The organism is Achromobacter sp. T5-5, assembly GCF_055397965.1.
Window position 1 is genome coordinate 807,207 of sequence record NZ_AP027919.1, and the last position, 18,708, is coordinate 825,914.

14 protein-coding genes are annotated in these 18,708 nt (G+C 69.4%); 5 read left to right on the forward strand and 9 right to left on the reverse strand.

Features of this window, described 5'->3' with window-relative positions; translation table 11 throughout:
- Window positions 1–9: 9 nt before the first annotated feature.
- From ACZ50Q_RS03680 to ACZ50Q_RS03720, 9 genes are all read right to left on the reverse strand, one after another.
- Window positions 10–1,401: a GlcNAc-transferase family protein gene (locus ACZ50Q_RS03680; RefSeq protein ID WP_464080591.1), complete on the reverse strand. Its 1,392-nt coding sequence runs from the start codon at window positions 1,399–1,401 to the stop codon at window positions 10–12.
- 20 nt (window positions 1,402–1,421) lie between these two features.
- Complete coding sequence (locus ACZ50Q_RS03685) at window positions 1,422–2,429, reverse strand: fimbrial protein (protein WP_464080592.1); 1,008 nt, start codon at window positions 2,427–2,429, stop codon at window positions 1,422–1,424.
- A gap of 43 nt (window positions 2,430–2,472) precedes the next feature.
- Entirely contained in the window at window positions 2,473–3,501 is a 1,029-nt protein-coding gene (locus ACZ50Q_RS03690) for a type VI secretion system protein TssA (protein WP_464080593.1), read from the reverse strand.
- Between the two features lie 14 nt (window positions 3,502–3,515).
- Window positions 3,516–4,553 carry a type VI secretion system baseplate subunit TssG gene (gene tssG / locus ACZ50Q_RS03695; RefSeq protein ID WP_464080594.1) on the reverse strand — a complete coding sequence of 346 codons (1,038 nt, stop codon included), beginning with the start codon at window positions 4,551–4,553 and terminating at the stop codon, window positions 3,516–3,518.
- Between the two features lie 2 nt (window positions 4,554–4,555).
- Window positions 4,556–6,433 carry a type VI secretion system baseplate subunit TssF gene (tssF, locus tag ACZ50Q_RS03700; protein WP_464080595.1) on the reverse strand — a complete coding sequence of 626 codons (1,878 nt, stop codon included), beginning with the start codon at window positions 6,431–6,433 and terminating at the stop codon, window positions 4,556–4,558.
- A 2-nt stretch (window positions 6,434–6,435) separates the two neighbouring features.
- Window positions 6,436–6,948: a type VI secretion system baseplate subunit TssE gene (gene tssE, locus ACZ50Q_RS03705; protein ID WP_076516999.1), complete on the reverse strand. Its 513-nt coding sequence runs from the start codon at window positions 6,946–6,948 to the stop codon at window positions 6,436–6,438.
- Window positions 6,935–7,777 (reverse strand): type VI secretion system accessory protein TagJ, encoded by an 843-nt coding sequence (locus tag ACZ50Q_RS03710; RefSeq protein ID WP_092580881.1) that lies wholly within the window; start codon window positions 7,775–7,777, stop codon window positions 6,935–6,937. The genes tssE and ACZ50Q_RS03710 overlap by 14 nt, the downstream gene beginning before the upstream one ends.
- 13 nt (window positions 7,778–7,790) lie before the next feature.
- A complete protein-coding gene (locus ACZ50Q_RS03715; RefSeq protein ID WP_092580883.1) occupies window positions 7,791–8,726 on the reverse strand; it encodes a TagK domain-containing protein in 936 nt (311 codons plus the stop codon).
- A gap of 147 nt (window positions 8,727–8,873) precedes the next feature.
- A complete protein-coding gene (locus ACZ50Q_RS03720; RefSeq protein WP_464080596.1) occupies window positions 8,874–9,779 on the reverse strand; it encodes a LysR family transcriptional regulator in 906 nt (301 codons plus the stop codon).
- A 113-nt stretch (window positions 9,780–9,892) separates the two neighbouring features.
- On the opposite strand from ACZ50Q_RS03720, the gene ACZ50Q_RS03725 reads away from it, so the two are divergent.
- From ACZ50Q_RS03725 to ACZ50Q_RS03745, 5 genes are all read left to right on the forward strand, one after another.
- The gene (locus tag ACZ50Q_RS03725) at window positions 9,893–13,432 is read left to right on the forward strand and encodes an indolepyruvate ferredoxin oxidoreductase family protein (protein WP_464080597.1); all 3,540 of its coding nucleotides are present in this window, start codon (window positions 9,893–9,895) and stop codon (window positions 13,430–13,432) included.
- Window positions 13,433–13,504: 72 nt separating this feature from the next.
- On the forward strand, window positions 13,505–14,407 hold the full coding sequence (locus tag ACZ50Q_RS03730; RefSeq protein ID WP_464080598.1) for a LysR substrate-binding domain-containing protein: 903 nt from the start codon (window positions 13,505–13,507) through the stop codon (window positions 14,405–14,407).
- A gap of 147 nt (window positions 14,408–14,554) precedes the next feature.
- Entirely contained in the window at window positions 14,555–15,529 is a 975-nt protein-coding gene (locus tag ACZ50Q_RS03735; protein ID WP_464080599.1) for a tripartite tricarboxylate transporter substrate binding protein, read from the forward strand.
- A gap of 10 nt (window positions 15,530–15,539) precedes the next feature.
- The gene (locus ACZ50Q_RS03740; RefSeq protein WP_464080600.1) at window positions 15,540–17,519 is read left to right on the forward strand and encodes an aconitase family protein; all 1,980 of its coding nucleotides are present in this window, start codon (window positions 15,540–15,542) and stop codon (window positions 17,517–17,519) included.
- A gap of 322 nt (window positions 17,520–17,841) precedes the next feature.
- Complete coding sequence (locus ACZ50Q_RS03745; RefSeq protein ID WP_076516983.1) at window positions 17,842–18,702, forward strand: N-acyl homoserine lactonase family protein; 861 nt, start codon at window positions 17,842–17,844, stop codon at window positions 18,700–18,702.
- The last annotated feature ends 6 nt before the right edge of the window (window positions 18,703–18,708 follow it).

Sequence of the window (18,708 nt, forward strand, 5' to 3'; positions counted from 1 at the left end):
GGCGCGCCCTTACCCCACGGCGCTCGTGAATGCCTTCAAGGTTTCGCCGTGCGCATCGCGCAGCACGATGCGAAACGCGGCGGGCTTTACGCCCAGGTCGCTCATGAACGCCAGGTCGCGGTCGAACCATTCCCCATGGCAGTGCTGCCGCGCGGCCTCGATGTCGGCGTCGTCTTCGTGCATCACGGTGCCGTCGTCGCGCAGCGCCTGGACGGTGCAGCGCGTGGCGCGTGGACAGGCGGCGACGTCGATGGACGTGTGATGGGCGACCACCCGCACGTCGTTCGAGCGGCGCAGCGTGGCGCGATCCAGCGTCGCGCCGGGCCTCACGGCGCCAAGGTCGGGAGGCGCATGCGCCAGCACCTCGGGCTGCACGGCGCGGTCGCGAAAACTGACGCCGGCGTAGACCTCGTAGTCCGCCAGCGATCTTGCCGTGCCGAAGCCGTAGGCGCTGCCGCGCGGATCGTTCTTGGACAGTTCCGTATCCCCGGCCTCCGGTTCCATGCCGAACAGCACGCGGTTGCGCGCCATCGAAAGGTCATTGCGCTCGCTCCAGGTGAGGCGGATCCGTCCGTCGTCGCGCGCCGTCTTGTCGTGGTCGTCCCATATCTTGCGCCGGCCGTCGCGCACGTACTCGTGCCAGGCAAGGGTGCGGTGCGGGTGGTACAGGTCATAGCCGTGCGTGAAGGCGCGCACGGCGATGGAGATTTCCTCGCCGTGGAAAAAGTAGTCCGGGTCGTGCTGGACTTCCCGCGCGAATGCGCCATCGGCAAAGGCGAAGTGCCCGCTGTAGAAACGTGCGGGGACCGGTTCGTGCAGCGTCTGCCAGTTGGGCAGCGTGAACGAGCGGAACAGGATCGGACCCCCCCGGCTGAACCTGTCGAAGCGCATGCCGAGCGCAGGCTCCTCTTTCTTGATGAAAGGCGTGTCGGGCGCAGGGGGGGTGTAGAACGACAGATAGGCCGTGAGCAGCGGCTTGGGGCTGCGCGGCCGAAGTTGTTCCAGCATGCCGATCACCGCGGTATCCCAATCGGCCACGAAGCGGTGATGCGAGTCCAGTTGCAGCGTATAGGCTTCGTCGCGGTATCGCTGCTGGATCTGGTTGCGCGCCCAGCAGGCGCCCTGCGACTGTTCATGGGGCACGTCGATCAGCTCGATGCGCGCACCCCCGAACGTAAACGTATGCAGGTTGAACGGCGACCCGGGTTGCAGCTCCCACTGCAGGAATTGCTGGCTAAGGAAGATGCCCACATGTTCGTCGGGCCCGTGCTGCCAGCAGACCACGATGCGAAGGCGGTCCGGAAACGCCGCGCTGCCGATCAGGTCGCGCAGCGTGGGGATGAGTTCCGGATCCCGGTAGCTGGCGATCTGGACGAAGATGGTGGAAGTCGTCTGGCTCATGCGGGTGCGGGGGGTGGGGGTCAGAGGAAAGTCAGGGTGACGACCGCCTGGGCGTCGATCGTGCCGGGGACGGCGGCCGCGGCGCCGACCCGCAGCACGGAGGCTTCCAGATTGAAGGCGGTGCTGTAGCCCGGCGAGCTCTGGGTCAGCACGCTGGTGGGAATCTGCGGCTTGAGCACCACCTGCGTGGCGGCGTCACGCAGCCGGATCGCCAGGCCGGAAGCCGTGCCGTCGTTCTTGATGAAATCGCTGACGATCGGGTCGGGCTGCGCCGCCAGCGTCGCCGACACCGTGTTGGGCGGGGTGGGACCATCGCAGGCCACGTTGATCGTCACCGGCTGGGTCGGGCCGCTGATCGCGGACACCTCGCTTGGACCGAACTGGCCAAAATCCACCAGCAAAGGCTTATCGCCGGTGACCTGGCAATGCGGCAGCACGCGCAGGGTGACCGGGTTGGCCAGCACCTTGAGGGCGGTGACGCCGTCGAGGCCGCCGGCAATGCGCGCCACCTGTCCCAGATTGAGGGTCGATACGCTTTGCATGGGGCCGGTCTTGACGAGTTCGATCAGGAAGATGTTGCCGGCCGGGATGGCGGGATACTCGGTTCGGTCCGCGGTCCAATTGTTGGTGTACGGAAGCTGCGTCGACGTACCGCTGGCGCGCTTGTAGTAGACGCGGTAGCCGATCCCATCCACACCCGAAGGCTGGATGTTCGCGCCGTTATCGGGGGTCAGCTCGAACCGGATCGTCCCGACGTTGTCGTCGCAACGCAGGATGTAGGTGTGTCCCGTTGGCGCCGATTCGCCGGTCGCGATGGTGTCGCCGACAGGGAGCGTCGCCTCGACGTCGATGAGACCGGTTCCGAACGTGACTACATGTTCGGCGTTGTAGTCGATCACACCGGGGGTCGGATTCTCCATGGTCAGCCAATTGTCATAGTCTCCGGGAACGATCTTCCGGCAATCGGCGTGGGCGTTCTGGAACTGGAACAGCGCCGCCAGGGCAACTGCCGCGCATATGCGTTTCATGGGTCTTACTCCTGTTTCGACATCATTCGAGAGGGCACGTGGATCAATCCTGCGGGGCGTCCCATTGCTCCAGCAGGTCGGCCGGAACCATGCGATGCAGCTCGGCATAGCGCCGTCCGACCATGCGTTCGGCCTGCTTGAGCAACACGCTGACCGGGCTGCTGGGTTCGTGGAACTCAAACCACTGGCGGGCGCTGCGCAGCGTTTCAAGCATGTCCCAGCGGGTGACGGCCGCGCCGGGAAGCGCGGCGGCCGGCGCGGCCGGGTCCAAGGGCAGCGCGGCGCCGGGCGCGGACGGTTCGGACGGCGCCGGGGCCGCGGCCAGCCCGGTCTGCACCGGCGGCGCGGCCGTCGGCGCGTGGAACGGCTGCAGCAGTTGGACCAGCACGCCCAGGTCCGGCCGGGCGCCGTCCAGGTGCTGCGCGGCCCAGTCCTGGATGCGGCCGAGCGCGGCAAAGGCCCTCGACAGGGCCGTGACCACGGGATCGCGCCGGTCGTGCAGGTCGGACACGAGCCGCGTCGCGGCCTCCGGCGAGAGCGCATCCTTGGCGCGGGTCCTGGCCAGTGCGCGCTCGATGTCGCGGACCCTCAGCGGCGTGCCCATGCTCTTGGGCAGGCCGATGTCGCGCACGTCCGCCGCAAGGCCGTCCGGGTCCGCCAGCGCGGCCAGGACGTTGGAAACGATGAGCGGATCAGGTTCGCCATCGAGCAGGGGAACGGGATTGAGCGCGCCGGGATAGCGGCGCAGCATGGCGTCGATCAGCGCAAGCGCCGCGCGCAATCCCGCCGCGCCGGCCTGCCGCACGCGGCAGCGCGCCAGGACGATCAGCAGGCGCAGATCCTTGCTGCGTGCCAGCAGCGCGCGGCAGTCGCGTTCGGCGTCCGCCCAGTTGATGGCGGGTGCGGCGTCGACGAAATCGCCGTACTGCGCGTCGCCGCGCGGCGCGACGTTGGCGTGCAGGACCACGAAGTCGGGGTCGTATTCGAGGTCCGGGCCGCAGGGCAACGGGCCTTCCAGCGGCTGCAGGAGGTCGGAATCGGGGCCGAGGTCGGCGGGCGTGGCGGTGTCCATGGCGTTGCGCTCGTTCAGGGGGCCTTGGGGTCGCGGTAGTGCTCGGGCTCGAACACCATGCCGGTCACGGGCGCGTCGGTCGGCGCTTCGCCGAGCCAGGTGGAGTACCCGAGGCGATGGTCGGCCCGTGCGCGCGCGCACGGCGCCGCCCGCGGCTTGATGAGCAGTTGCAGTTCCCAGTCGAATTCGTAGCCGACAAAGGTGCGCACCCAGTCCACCAGCGTGGGCAGGTCGTCGCCGTGCGGCGTCAGGCGCAGGTATTGCTCCAGGGTCAGCGGTCCCATCACCAGGCGGAAGCGGTGCTGGCAGTCGGGAATGGAGTGCCCCAGCGTGGCCTGCCCGCCCAGAATGGCGGCGGGCGACGGCACGCCCAGGATGCCGCGGCCGGCGAGGTCCAGCCCAATCCAGTTGGGCATGAATTCCTCGACCTCGACGTCCACGCCGAAATAGAAGGACAAGGCGCGCGCAAGGCCCTCGGGATTGCGGGCCTCGCGCACCAGATGCGAGGCCGCGGCGTAGCGGGCATGGGTGGCCGGGTGCAGCGCGGCGCTGTCGCGGGGATCGTCCCCGATCAGGCTGCCGATGTAGAACGTGAACCGCTCTTCGGCCGGGCGGTCCAGCGAGGCGGTCGATTGCCCCGCCGCCCACGCGCGGTAAAAGAGCGACAGGGCGCGATGATGGAAAAGGTCCGCGAAGTCGGTCAGCGTGCGGTCGTGGTGGCTTTCGACCCGCGTGTACGCCTGCTCGGACATGTGCAGCGGCATCGGGCCCTGCGGGCCCCACATGCCCAGGCTGTGCAACTGCACGTGGATGCGGGCCCCGTCGTGCTCGACCGCGGCGACTTCGCTGGGGGCGAACACCAGGCTGGCGCGCTGCCCGATCCGGTGCGATTCCTCGCTGGGCAGCAGGGCGGCGCCGGGCACCGGCGCGTCGGACATCTGCGCGGCCAGCGCGCGCATCAGGCCGAGAAAACTGGTCTTCCACGGCTGTGCCGGGTCGAACCATTCGCGCAGCGCGGGCGCCGGCGGGGCGGGGTGGGGAAGCGGTTCCATGGCTAGACCACGCTGCGGCCGCCCGGGCGGGGCGCCCATCGGGCCACGTCGCCGCGCTGGATCGAGCGCAACGAGGTTTCGGTGAACACGTTGATCGAGACATGGCGCGCGATGTACTGCTCGAGGATCAGGCCGAACAGGTAGGGGCTGACGCCGGAGAAGCCGGTCTCGTCCACGGTGAGGTCGCAATGGATGCCCCGGCCGTAGACCATCAGCGCGTGGCGCGGCAGGCGGCGCGTCACGCGGGTGATGCGCGAGCCCACCAGGGCATCGATCTGGTTGGAAAGATCGGTCTCGCCGGCGTGCAGGAACAGGCGCAGCATGTTGCGCAGGGCCTGCCCGCCGTCGCTTTCGTTCAGGTCCGCCAGCGGGATGTAGTTGAAGCTCAGCTGGCGGATCAGCCGCCAGGCGGCTTCGCCCTGCGCGTAGGGTTCGCGCGGGATGCTGGGCGGGTGCAGCAGCGACACGCGTTCGATGGGAATCGATTCCCGCATGGACAGGTCGTTGTGGCCGTCGACCGGGATGAGCCGGGGCAGGTCGCGGTTGGTCACCAGCGCATCGACGGACAGGTAGCGGATGTCTGCGCCATAGGGCGCTTCGTACTGGTCCACCAGGGACAGGTACACCTCGGTGCCCACATACAGCGTGCGTGTCCCGTACTTGCGGGCGTTGTCGGACAGGACGCGGCGCTCGCGGTTGACGGAGAAGTAGCGGCCGTTGTTGCCAAGGTCGCTGTGCAGCGTGTGATAAAGCGGATTGAAGACCACCTCGCTGGCGCTCTTGGCCTGCTGGCCGACCACGCGCTGGACCGAGAACACTTCGTAGTCCAGCGGGCGGCTGCGGTCGGGCACGAGGTGGAGTTCGGTCTTGGCGCGGTCGACTTCGACGCGGTCCGTGCGCTTTTCGAAGAGATTGACGATGGGCGTGCAGAACAGCGCGAAGCGGGAGGCATTGACGTGCGTGGACAGGGCCTGCGGCAGGCGGTCCAGGAGCAGGATGATCTCGGCTTCCTGGCCGTCGGCGGATGCCAGGCCGCGCGCCAGTTGCGTCGCATTGAAGAAGTAGAAGCGCTGGCGGAAGGCGAAGTACTCCTGGATCAGGTTGTTGCCGTGAAAGCCGTTCCAGGTCGTGGGCAGCTGGGCTTGCGCGGCGGTGAGGCCCGCATGGGTGACGGCGCCCTGCGTGATGACGTGGCCGCCGCGATCGTCGTCGGCCCCGCGCACCACCGCGGCCACGCAGCCGACGTGGATGAGTTCAAAGAGATGCGAGGTGATGCGTTCGTCGCCGGTGATGTAGAAGCACAGTTCGTCCAGGCCGCGCAGCTGCGAGAACTTGATGTCGCCGGTGGTGCGCAGGCGGATGCGCAGCGCGCCCTGCAGGTTCTGGCCGGTGGCCAGGTGGCGGCGCATGTCGGGAAGGTCCGGCGGCACGATGGTCAGCGAGGCGCTGGCGATCTCGATCGGCCAGAGCACCACGTCCTGGCTGCTGCGGAATTCGCACGCGGTCTGCTCGCCGGGGGTGATGCCCGAGCGAAAGACGCTGTGCCGGGGCACGCGCACGCCGCGGCTGAAGTCGCCCTCGCGGGTGGCGGGGTGCAGCCGGGCCACGCTCATCGACGGCGTGGGCGCCACGTAATTAGGGTAGACGACTTCAAGCAGCCGCTGCGTGAAGCGCGGAAACTCTGCGTCCAGCTTGAGCTGCACGCGCGCCGCCATGAAGCAGAACGCCTCGATCATGCGTTCGACGTAGGGGTCGGCGACCTCCACGCCCTGCATGCCGAGCCGGCGGGCGACCTTCGGGTGGGCCGCGGCGAATTCGCCGGCGAGTTCGCGCAGGTAGGTCAGTTCGCTGTTGTAGTAGTCGAGCAGCCGGGGATCCATGGTCAGAAGCCGCTCCGGCCGTCGACCGACGCATGCGAGGACTCGAGGTCGTACCGGGTTTGGACCAGGAACTCCAGCGGGTAGGGCGACCAGTGCATCAAGGCTTTGATTTCGAGGTGGATGACGTTGTAGGAGCCCGGCTGCGCCGGGGGCAGGACGCGCACCGACAGGGTTTCGGGGATGAGGCGAGGCTCGAAGGCCACGATGGTTTCACGCACCAGCTTTTCGATGCTGGACGCGTTGTGCTGCGCCCGCAGGCTGCCCGATAGCGGCGGCAGGCCGTAGTTCACCGCCGAGCGGGCGGCCTGCGGGTGGCGCGCCGCGTCCAGCGCCGCGCCCAGGTTGCTGGTGTTCAGCAACAGGGCCAGGTCGCGCTGGATGAGGCGCTGCATGGCCGCCGCATCGGGCGCATACGCGTCCGGCCGTTCATGGGGCGAACGGGGATCGTGATCGCGGAGCCGGTCGAACAGCGAGGGCAGGTAGCGGACCTTGGGAAAGGCTTCACGCGCATTCAACGGACTGCCCCTCGAAGTGCATGCTGAGCACACTGAGCATGGCGATCTCGCCGGTATCGGTCAGCCAGGTGCGCTGGCCGGCGCCGGTGACCGTGGTGTCGCTTCGGTCGGCCCAGGTGGTGACCGTGGCGAGCTTCTGCGCGTCGGTCTGGTCGCGCAGCAGCGGATAGCGGGTCGGCATGTAGGCGCTGAGCTCGGTCTGGTCGCGCAGGGTGATCTTGCATTGGCGCCAGATCAGGTCGAGCGCGCCCTGCACCGGCGGAAAGGACAGCCGGGCGATCAGGGAGAAGGGAATCCAGCGGTAGCCGCCGGAGAACATCAGTTCGCAGTTCGGTCCGAAGCGGGTGTCGGTGTCGGTGATCCAGGCGAAGCCGGCCCCGGGGTTGGCGTGCCCGGGCACTTCCGGCGCGACGTCCAGGGCCTGGCGCCGCAACACGTCCGCGCGGGCGGGATTGCCGGATTCCAGCGCGTGGATGGCCTGCGTGAGCTGCCTGGACCAGTCGGCGGGCTCATCCAGCCATCCGGGTTCCTTGTGGCCTTTCATGACTTCGTCGCGGTAGGCTTCCGCGCGCAATAGCTCGCGCAGCATCTGGGCCATGCGCAGATGGCTGCTGTTCAGGCTGGCCCAGATCTGAAGCTGCTTGAGGGCGCGCACCCAGTCGCCCTTGAGGCAGAGCAGCTGGAACAGCACCCAGCGCAGGTCGACGTCGGCCGGCTGGCGCTGGATGTTGCCGGTGGCGTCGCCAATGGCGCACTCCAGCGTGCGGCCGCGCAGCAACTGGCGCAGCGAATCGCGGGGATCGGCAGGGGAGGCGGCGGTTTTCAACATGGTTTTCTACGGCTCATTGCGCGGATTCGGAGAGGTCTTGCTGGAAATGGCTGTCGATGGACAGGTCGTGGTGTTCGCGGCGGGCCAGCGAGGCGATCGTCCGGGACGGCGCGCTGGCGCCCGCCTGGTCCGCCAGCAGGCGCAGCACGTCCTGGGCGGGCGGTGGCGCGAACAACTGGGATTCGTCGAAGGCATTCATGTCGGCGAGGATGCTGTCGATGTCGGTGGCCTCGGGCAGCAGGCCCTCCAGCAGCATGCGCGTGGCGGGGGCGGCGGCGGGGGCCTCGAAGGGATCGGGCGGCGGGGGCAGGGTGCTGCCGGGCAGGCCGGGCGCGGGGCTGTGCAAGGCGCGCAGGCCCTGGTGCGTGCCCTGGATGGCCTGGTCGAATTCCGTGGCGAGCGACGCCAGGGGATCGCTGGCGTCCTGCGGCAGCACATCCGGGTCGGCCCCGCGGCGGCTGTGCCGCCGGTCCTCGGGCAGGAAGGGCACGGCGTGCGTGTCCGTGTCGTTCAGGGCGCGCAGGGCGAGCAGCGCGGCCTGGTCGTCCAGGGCGTCGCCCGGCCGGCAGCCGTCCCAGGCTTCCCATTGCAGGGGCGAATCGGCCTGCACCACCGACAGCCGGGTCAGGCCGATGGTGATGTCGTCGCGGTCGGACAGGGGCCAGCGTTCGCCGGGGCGCATTTCGGCGCCGTTCACGCGGCAGGACAGCGTGGCGCAGGCGTTCTGGATCCAGGCGCGGCGGTCCTCGCCCACGCCGAATACCGAGTGCTCGGTGCCGTCGGCTTCAGCGGCCCGATGGGGGACGAGGGCGCCAGACGCCGCGCGCAGGCACAGGGGCTGCTCGTGCAGGGAGTGCACGCGCATGCCCGGGATCGGGTGGCCGGCGTGGGCGGACATCCAGATTCCCCAGGCGACGGGCGCGGGTTCGGCGGCGGCGGTTTGATTCATGGCGAGGGCGCGAGACGGGGCCTTCCTCCCGCGGGGGAGGGAAAAGTGGGCGATGACGCATGGTAGGAAGGGGCTCGCGCGCCTGCTATCGGCGCTGTCTGATATGTGCAGAAAGACGGACGATTCCCCGGGCGGGGCGCCGCCGGATCACACGCCGCAGGCGTAGATCATGAATTGCCGGAAGGCTTCGGCCGGCTTGGCCATGGCCGCGCGCGGGTGCCACAGCAGGCCCGCCTCCATGGGCGGCACGGCGTCGGTGATGGGCACGGCCTCGATCTTGCGCCCTTCGAGCGACCAGGGGCGGTAGACCATGTCCGACAGCATCGTGATGCCGAAGCCGTGCGCGACCAGCCCGCGCAGCGCTTCCATCGAGCGCGTGCGGAACGCGATGTCGGGCTGCAGGCCGTGCGTCTTCCAGTAGGCCAGGGTGGACCGCTCGCCCTCGTCCATTTCGAGCAGGATGTACGGATAGCGCGCGATGTCGGCGAGGGAGGGCGCCGCGGCCTGGGTCAGCGGATGGCCGGATGCCGTCCAGAGCTGGCGGCGGGAGCGCACCAGCACCTGATGGCCGAAGCGCTCGCGCCGGTCGACGTTGGACAGCAGCGCGACGCCCAGCTCCACGTCGCCGCTGGCCACGGCTTTTTCGATCTCCGGCCGGTCCAGGTCCACCAGATCGAGCACGACGTCCGGATAGCGCCGCCGAAAGCGCGCCAGCAGATCGGGCAGGAAGTACCCCAGCACGGTATAGGACGCCGCGATCCGCACCGAGCCGCGCAGCGCATAGCGCTGGAAGCCCGGTTCGCGCAGGGCATCGTCCAGCGCGTCCAGCACGTCGCGCGCGCGCTGGTGGAAATTGTGGCCCTCGGGCGTCAGCGTGACCCCGTGCGGGTGGCGGTCGAAGAGGCGCACGCCGAGCTGGGATTCCAGCGCCAGCACCGCGTTGGTGACCGCCGACTGCGACACGTGCTCGTCGGCCGCCGCCATGGAAAACCGCCCGGTCCGGGCGGCGGCGGCGAAGTAGCGCAGTTGCCGGAGGGTGACGTCATTAGCCATGCGTTTTTCAGATACCAGTTACACGAATATATGAATATACGATGGCAATGGCCCTACCTACACTGCGGAAAACACCCGATTCCCATACCGCGGATGGCAGGAGACAAGCCCCCATGAACGCCCCTTTACCCCCTGGCGTGGCCGATACCCATGGCCTGTCGCTGGACGACAAATACGCGCAGCCCACCGGCCGCGTCTACCTCAGCGGCACGCAGGCGCTGGTGCGCCTGCCCCTCATGCAGAAGCAGCGCGATCTGCAGGCGGGCCTGAACACGGCGGGCTACGTCTCGGGGTACCGGGGATCGCCGCTGGGCGGGCTGGACCAGGCGCTCTGGAAGGCCAAGGGCCATCTCAAGGCCAACGACGTGGTGTTCCAGCCCGGCCTGAACGAAGACCTGGCGGCCACGGCGGTCTGGGGCTCGCAGCAGCTCAATCTGTTTCCCGGCGCGCAGCGCGACGGCGTCTTCGGCATGTGGTACGGCAAGGGGCCCGGGGTGGACCGGTCGGTCGACGTGCTCAAGCACGCCAACTCGGCGGGCTCGTCCGCGCATGGCGGGGTGCTGATGCTGGCGGGCGACGACCATGCCGCGAAGTCGTCGTCGGTGGCGCACCAGTCGGAACACGTGCTGATCGCCAGCGGCATTCCGGTGCTGTACCCGTCCAACGTGCAGGAATACCTGGACTACGGCCTGCACGGCTGGGCCATGAGCCGCCACACGGGGCTGTGGGTGGCGATGAAATGCGTGACGGATGTCGTGGAATCCAGCGCCTCGGTGGACGTGGACCCGTCGCGCGTGCAAATCGTGCTGCCCCAGGACGGCGTGCCGCCGGGCGGGCTGAACATCCGCTGGCCCGATTCGCCGCTGGCGCAGGAAGCGCGGCTGCTGGACCACAAGTGGTACGCGGCGCTGGCCTACGTGCGGGCCAACCGGCTGAACCGGGTCGTGCTGGACTCGCCGCACGCGCATTTCGGCATCATGACCGCGGGCAAGGCCTATCTGGACGTGCGCCAGGCGCTCAACGACCTGGGCCTGGATGAAGCGGCCTGTGCGCAGGCCGGCATCCGCGTGCTGAAGGTGGGCTGCATCTGGCCGCTGGACGCGCAGGACGCGCGCGAATTCGCGACCGGACTGAAAGAAATCCTGGTCGTCGAGGAAAAGCGCCAGATCCTGGAATACGCGCTCAAGGAAGAGCTGTACAACTGGCGCGACGACGTGCGTCCGCGCGTGTACGGCAAGTTCGACGAACGCGAGAACGGCGGCGGCGAATGGTCCACGCCGCGCGGCGGGTGGCTGCTGCCCGCGCGCTATGAACTGTCGCCCGCGCTGATCGCCCGCGCCATCGCCGCGCGCCTGGAGAAGGCCGACCTTTCGCAGGCCCTGCGCGCCCGCATCGCGGCCCGCCTGGCCGTGATCGACGCCAAGGAGCGCGAGGCCAACCGTCCCACGCTGGTGGAAGAGCGCAAGCCCTGGTTCTGTTCTGGCTGTCCCCACAACACGTCCACCCGCGTGCCCGAGGGCTCGCGCGCGGTGGCCGGCATCGGCTGCCATTACATGGCGATGTGGATGGACCGCGACACCGACACCTTCAGCCAGATGGGCGGCGAGGGCGTGGCGTGGCTGGGCCAGAAGGACTTCACCGCCGAGCGCCACATCTTCGCCAACCTGGGCGACGGCACGTTTTTCCATTCGGGCCTGCTGGCCATCCGCGCGGCGGTCGCGGCGCGCGCCCGCATCACCTACAAGATCCTTTACAACGACGCCGTCGCCATGACCGGCGGGCAACCTGTGGACGGCGTGCTGACCGTGCCCCGGATCGCCGCGCAGATGCTGGCCGAAGGCGTGGTCAAGACAGTGGTCGTGACCGACGAGCCGGACAAGTACACGGGCGCGCAGGCCTTGCCGGCCGGGGTGGACGTCCACCATCGCAAGGCGCTGGACGACGTGCAGCGCGCGCTGCGCGAGATCGAGGGCGCCACGGTGCTCATCTACGACCAGACCTGCGCCACCGAGAAGCGCCGCCGCCGCAAGCGCGGCGAGTATCCCGATCCGCCCCGGCGCGCCTTCATCAACGAGGCGGTCTGTGAAGGCTGCGGCGATTGCTCCGTGCAGTCGAACTGCCTGTCCGTCGAACCGCTGGACACGCCGATGGGGACCAAGCGGCGCATCAACCAGTCGTCCTGCAACAAGGATTTCTCCTGCGTGGAGGGCTTCTGCCCCAGCTTCGTGACGGCCGAGGGCGCGGTCCCGCGCAAGCCCGGCAAGGGCGGCGGCGCACCCGCGCTGCCCGAGGCGCCCCTGCCCGAGCGCGCGGACATCGCGGCGGGCGCGGCCTACCGCGTGGTGGTCGCCGGCGTGGGCGGCACGGGCGTGGTGACGATCGGCGCGCTGCTGGGCGCGGCCGCGCACATCGAAGGCAAGGGCGTGACGGTGCTGGACATGGCGGGGCTGGCGCAGAAGGGCGGTGCGGTGCTGTCCCACGTGCAGCTCGCCAACCGGCCGCAGGACCTGCACGCCACCCGCGTGGCGCTGGGCGAGGCCGACCTGGTCATCGGCTGCGACGCCCTGGTGTCGGCGTCGCCCGAGGTGCTGTCGCGCCTGCGGCCCGAGCATGGTCGCGCCGTGGTGAACAGCAGCGCCGCGCCCACGGCCACGTTCCTGTCGCAGCCGGCCTGGCGCTTTCCCGGCGCGCAGGCGCAGGACGCGCTGACGCAGAGCACCGGCGGCAACTGCGACTTCCTGGAGGCCGGTCCGCTGGCCGAGGCGCTGCTGGGCGACAGCATCTACGCCAACCCGCTGCTGCTGGGTTATGCCTGGCAGAAGGGCGGCCTGCCGCTGTCGCTCGCCAGCTTGCGCCGCGCGATCGAGATCAACGGCGTGTCGGTGGACAAGAACCTGGCCGCGTTCGAGCTGGGCCGGCAGGCGGCGCATCGCGGCGTGGACGCCTTGCGCCCCGCGGCGGCCGAGCGCGTGGTGAGCCTGCCGGAGTCCCTGGATGCCCTGGTCAAGCGACTCGCGTCGCACGTGCAGGCGTACCAGGACGAGGCCTATGCGCGGCGTTTCCTCGCCGCCGTGGACGCGGTGCGCGCGCGTGAATTCGCGCTCGGGGACAAGCGCGGCGACGTCACCCGCGCCGTCGCGCGCAACCTCGCCAAGCTCATGACCTACAAGGACGAATACGAGGTGGCGCGGCTGCACGCCGATCCCGCGTTCAAGGACCGGCTGCGCGCGCAGTTCGAGGGCGAACCGGGCCGCGATTACCAGGTGCGCTATTACCTGGCGCCGCCCGCGTTCGCGCGGCGCGACGCGCGGGGGCGCCTGCAGAAGCGCGCGTACGGATCGTGGATGGAATGGGCGTTTCGCGCGCTGGCGCCCATGAAGCGCCTGCGCGGCACCTGGCTGGATGTGTTCGGCCGGACGGCCGAGCGGCGCATGGAGCGCCAGCTCGCGGCCGACTACTTCGCGCTGGCCGAGGAGTTCGCCCGCACGCTGGACGCTGCCAACCGCGATGCGGCGCTGGAGTTGGCCAATGTGCCGGACGCGATCCGCGGGTATGGGCACGTCAAGGAGAAAAGCGTGGAAGCGGCGCGCGTGCGCCAGGCCGCCCTGTGGGAGCGGTATCGCGGGGCCGCGCCGGCGCAACGGGCGGCCTGAGCGCGCCGGGGGGCGTGGTGTACGATCCCCCGTCAATGCCGGGCGCTTCCCGCCGCCCGGTCCTCCCTCGCCATGGAAAGCATCCTCCGCAAACTCGACCTGACCTCGCTGCGCCTTTTCGTGGCGGTGTGCCAGGAAAACAGCATCGCGCGGGCCGCCGAGCGCGAGTTCATCGCGCCGTCCGCCGTCAGCCGGCGCATCGCCGACATGGAATCGCTGATCGGCCTGCCGCTGATCGCCCGGCACACCCGCGGCGTGACGGTGACGCCGGCCGGGCAGACCGTGCTGCGCCACGCGCGGCAGATCATCGGCGACGTCGAGGCCATGGGGGCGGAGCTGTCGCGGTTCTACGAAGGCGTGAAGGGACGCGTGCGCGTGGTGGCCAATCTGTCGGCCATCGTGCAGTTCCTGCCCGAGGACGTGGCCGCGTTCCAGCGCCTTTTTCCGGATGTGGACATCGACCTGGAAGAGCAGCACAGCCCCGACGTCCTGCGCCTGGTGCGCGAGCGCGCCGCCGATTTCGGCATCTGCAACCGGATCGCGGGCGCGGACGGGCTGACGCTGCTGCCGTACCGCCGCGACCGGCTTGCCGTCATGCTGCCGTCCGGCCATCCCAAGGCGGCGGCGCGCCAGCTCAGCCTGGAGGACATAGCCGGAGAAACCTTCGTGGGCCTGCGCGAGAACAGCGCACTGACCCAACTGCTGGCCGCACGGGCCGCGGCGCTGGGCAAGACGCTGTCGGTCAAGATCCGCGTGGCGAGCCTGGATGCGCTGTGCCGCATGGCGCACGCCGGCCTGGGCATCGCCGTCATGCCGCAGCAGGTGGCCGAACTGTACCTGCAGGCGCTGGATGTGGTGGTGCGGCCGCTGTCGGACGACTGGGCGCGCCGCGAGCTGTGCATCGTGTTTCCCGGCCAGGCGCAGCTGTCGGCCACCGCGGGCACCCTCGTCAAGTTCCTGGCGCAGCAGGGCTGACCCGCGCCGCCCCGCCGCCGTCGCCATTCGCGATGGCGGGACTGCCGAGATGACACTTCGGCATTGTCCGCGGTCTTCGTATAGTCAAGGCGCGTTCATCGCCGGTACGGGGCATCCAGACCCCGCTGCGTCCTATACGGAGACACCATGACCCCCACCAGAATCCTTGCGGGCTGTGCGCTCGCACTTGGCGCCCTGTGCGCGGCGTCGACCGCCGCGGCAGCCGGCTATCCGGACCGCCCCATCCGGCTGATCGTGCCCACCTCGCCCGGCTCGACCGCCGACGTGGTGGCGCGCGTGGTGGCCGAAAACCTGGGCAAGGCGCTGGCCCAGCCCCTGATCGTCGAAAACCTCGCGGGCGCGGCCGGCATCCCCGGCACGCGCCAGCTCGTGTCGGCCAAGCCGGACGGCTACACGCTGGGCATCGTGTCGTCCAACCACGCCATCAATCCCAGCCTGTACAAGAGCCTGCCCTACGACACGGTTCGGGACATCACGCCCATCTCCGTCATCGGCACCACGCCGCTGGTGGTCGTGGTGGGGGAAAACTCGCCGTACAAGACGATGGGCGACCTGCTGAAGGCCGCCCGCGAGCAACCCGGCAAGATCAACTACGGCTCGTCGGGCACGGGCAGCGTCCTGCATCTGGCGGGCGAGCTGCTCAAGTCCAAGGCGGGCGTGGACATGATGCATATCCCGTACAAGGGCGGCAATGCCCTGATTACCGATGTGATGTCGGGACAGATCCAGGTCGCCTTCCTGGCGACCCCCTCGGTGCTGGCGCAGGTGCAGGCCGGCAAGCTGCGGGCGCTGGCCGTCAGCACGCCCGGGCGCCTGGCGGTCCTGCCGGACGTGCCGACGCTGGACGAGGCCGGCGTAAAGGGCTATTCGTACGACGCCTGGATTGCGCTGATCGGGCCGGCCGGGCTGCCCGCCGACATCGTGCAAAAGTTGCAGGCCGCGACCCGCCAGACCATGCAGTCGGCCCCGGTGCTCAAGGCGCTGTCGCCGCAGGGCTTCGTGGCGCAGGGCACCAGCGCCAGCGAGGCTGCCCAGACGCTCGCCGCGGAACTCACCAAGAGCCAGGCGCTGGTCAAGGCGGCTGGCGTCACCATCGAATGACCGTATTGCCATGACTGCCGCCACCATCCTTGACGCCCCGGCCCGCCTGCTCTTTCTGTCGCAAGACCCGGCCCGCGTGGCCGCGCAGCTCGACGGCGCGGCGCTGTCGCAGGAAGCGGCCGCGCCGCTGCGCGACGACATTTCCACCGACGAGATCACGCCGGTGCCGATCCTGACGCATTTCGACGAGAAGCTGGGCCGCTATCCGTACACCGGTTTTCGGGCGGATGGCGCGCTGCCCATCGGCATCGACGCGGTCCGGCAGGCGGGCATCAACGTGGTCGTCGCGGGCAAGCGCTATGGCAAAGGGTCCTCGCGCGAGCACAGCCCGATGGCCGAGAAGTCGGCCGGCGTGCGGCTGGTCATCGCGGAAAGCTTCGAGCGCATCTATCGCCAGAACGCCGACAACATCGGGCTCTACACCAGCACCGACATGGGCCTGGTGGCGCGCCTGCAACGGGGCGAGCGCATCACGGTCGACGAGATCGTCGCGGGCCGTGACGCGCTGGCCGCGGCCATCGTCAGGGCGGGCGGGCTGCTGGCCTTCGGACAGGCGCAGTTGCGCGACGTTGCGCCCGCGGCTGGACGGGAAGGGCCGGCGCCGCGCACGCTGTTCGAAAAAATCGTGCTGCGCCATCTCTTGCAGACGCCGGCGACGGCGACCGATCCGGTGCAGGGCGCGGGCGTCTTCATCCGCGCGGACTGGCGCTTCATCCATGAGTACTACACCGGCATGGCCGCCCATATGCTGCATGCGCGGTTCGGTCGGCCCCTGCGGCTGGTGGACCCGGAACGGATCGTGGTGTTCGAGGACCACACCTCGTACGTCGACGAAAGCCCGAACCACGTGCGCGCGGGCATCGTCCCCAACGTGCGCGCCATGTGCCAGGCGCAGCGCGATTTCGCCGACGCCTATGCGCTGCGCCAGCACCGCACGCTGACCGAGGCCGAGGCGGCGCGCGACGGTGGCGCCAACGTGGCCGGCATCTCGCACGCCATGATGGCCGAGCACTACGCGCTGCCGGGACAGGTCGTGGTGGGCACGGACTCGCACACGCCGCACAGCGGCGCGCTGGGCTGCGTGGCCTTCGGCGTGGGCACGACCGACATGGCCAATGCCTTCGTCACGGGGGCGGTGCGGCTGACGCTGCCGGCCAGCCTGCGCATCGAGCTGGACGGTGCGCCGCCGCCCGGCGTCACGGCCAAGGACATCGTGCTGCACCTGCTGGCCCTGCCGGAAATCCGCGCGGGCGCGGGCGTGGGCAAGGTGTTCGAGTTTGCGGGCGCGGCCATCGCCGGCCTGTCCATCGACGAGCGCGCCACGCTGACCAACATGACCGCCGAATTGGGCGGGCTGACGGGCATCGTCGCGCCGGATGCCGAGACCGCACGCTTCCTGCGCGAGCGCCGCGGCGTGGACGCCGGCATCGAACCCTGGATGCGTAGCGATCCGGGCGCCGAATACGCGGCCATCCTGCGCGTGGACTGCACGGCGCTGTCGCCGCTGGTGGCCGCGCCGGGCGATCCGGGCAACGGCGTGCCCCTGTCGACCCTCACGGCGCGGCCGCGCATCGACATCGCCTATGGCGGCTCCTGTACCGCCGGCAAGCGCGAGGACTTCGATCACTACCATCAGGTCCTGGCCTGGGCGGTGGCGCGCGGGCTGACGCTGCCCGAGGGCGTAACGCTGTTCCTGCAGTACGGCACGACCGCGGTGCGGGATTACTGCGTGGCGCAGGGCTACGACAAGACCTTTGCCGCGGTGGGCGCGCGCATCCTGCAGCCGTCGTGCGGCGCCTGCGCCAACTGCGGACCCGGATCGTCCACCGACGCCTCGCAGGTGACGATCAGCGCCATCAACCGCAATTTCCCCGGCCGGTCGGGACCGGGCAGCGTCTGGCTGGCCAGTCCGCCCACGGTCATGGCCAGCGCGCTGGCGGGGGAACTGGTGTCCTTCGCGGAATTGCAGGCGCGCCACGCGGCCGATTGAATTTCGACTCCTGGCCGCCCGCCTCGCGCGGGCCCGCCGTCCGGCTACTAGGGTTCCCCCCACTTCGCCGGCGGCGAAGCCCTGCTTAATCAATCCTTAATTGGCAGCCCTTCGCGCCTGCGTCAGAGTGCGCAACAGAGAAAACGGCCGCCAGATGCCGTTTCGGCCGAGCGCCCCGATCGCGCGCGCTGCGGCCTGCCGCAAGGCGCCCTTGCACGGGAAACACCCTGTCGACGATGTGAACCCGGGACACACCGGGAGCTTGCTGACTGGCCGCGCCGCCATGGCTGCGGCTTCCCCCTGTTGGTCCGAGGAGACAACAATGAGCAAGAGCTGGAAAGCAATGGTTGGGGCGGTGGCGGTGATGGCGGGCGGATGGGCGCAAGCCGCCGACGCGCCGCCCACCGACGTGAAGCTGATGCAGTTGTCGGTGGGCAAGATCGAGCTGGACAAGGGCTTCATGACCGCCATGGTCGACGTGGGCACCAAGATCAAGATTCCGGTTCCCGCCTACGTGATCCAGCACCCGCGCGGCCTGGTGCTGTTCGACACCGGCATGAACCAGGCCACGGCGGACGGCAATTGCGCCAACTACTGGGGACAGGGCCTGTGCGGCGCCTTCAATTCCATCCAGGGCCGCGACGAGGTCATCGACCGCCAGCTCAAGGCCGCGGGCTTTGACGTGAGCGACGTGAAGTACGTCGTCTACTCGCACTTCCACCTGGACCACGCCGGCAACATCAAGATGTTCCCCAAGGCCAAGCACGTCGTGCAGAAGGCCGAATTGCGCGCAGCCTGGTGGCCCGAGAAATTCCAGCGCGCCGCCTACGTGATGAAGGACTTCGACACCACGCGCGACTACGACTTCATCCAGGTGGAAGGGGACTTCGACCTGTTCGGCGACGGCACCATCGTGCTGCTGGACACCAAGGGCCACACGCAGGGCCACCAGTCCCTGCAGGTGAAGCTGCCCAAGACCGGCACCGTGCTGCTGGCGGCGGACGCCATCTACACCGGCGAGAACGAGGCGGGCGTGATCCCCGGCATCACCTGGAACACGGCGGCGTCCATGCAGGCCATCGACCGCCTCAAGCAGATCCGCGACGCGCGCCAGGGCCAGCTCTGGTACAGCCACGACGCGGAGCAGCACGCGCAGAACGCCAAGACCAAAGTCTTCGACTGAGCGCGC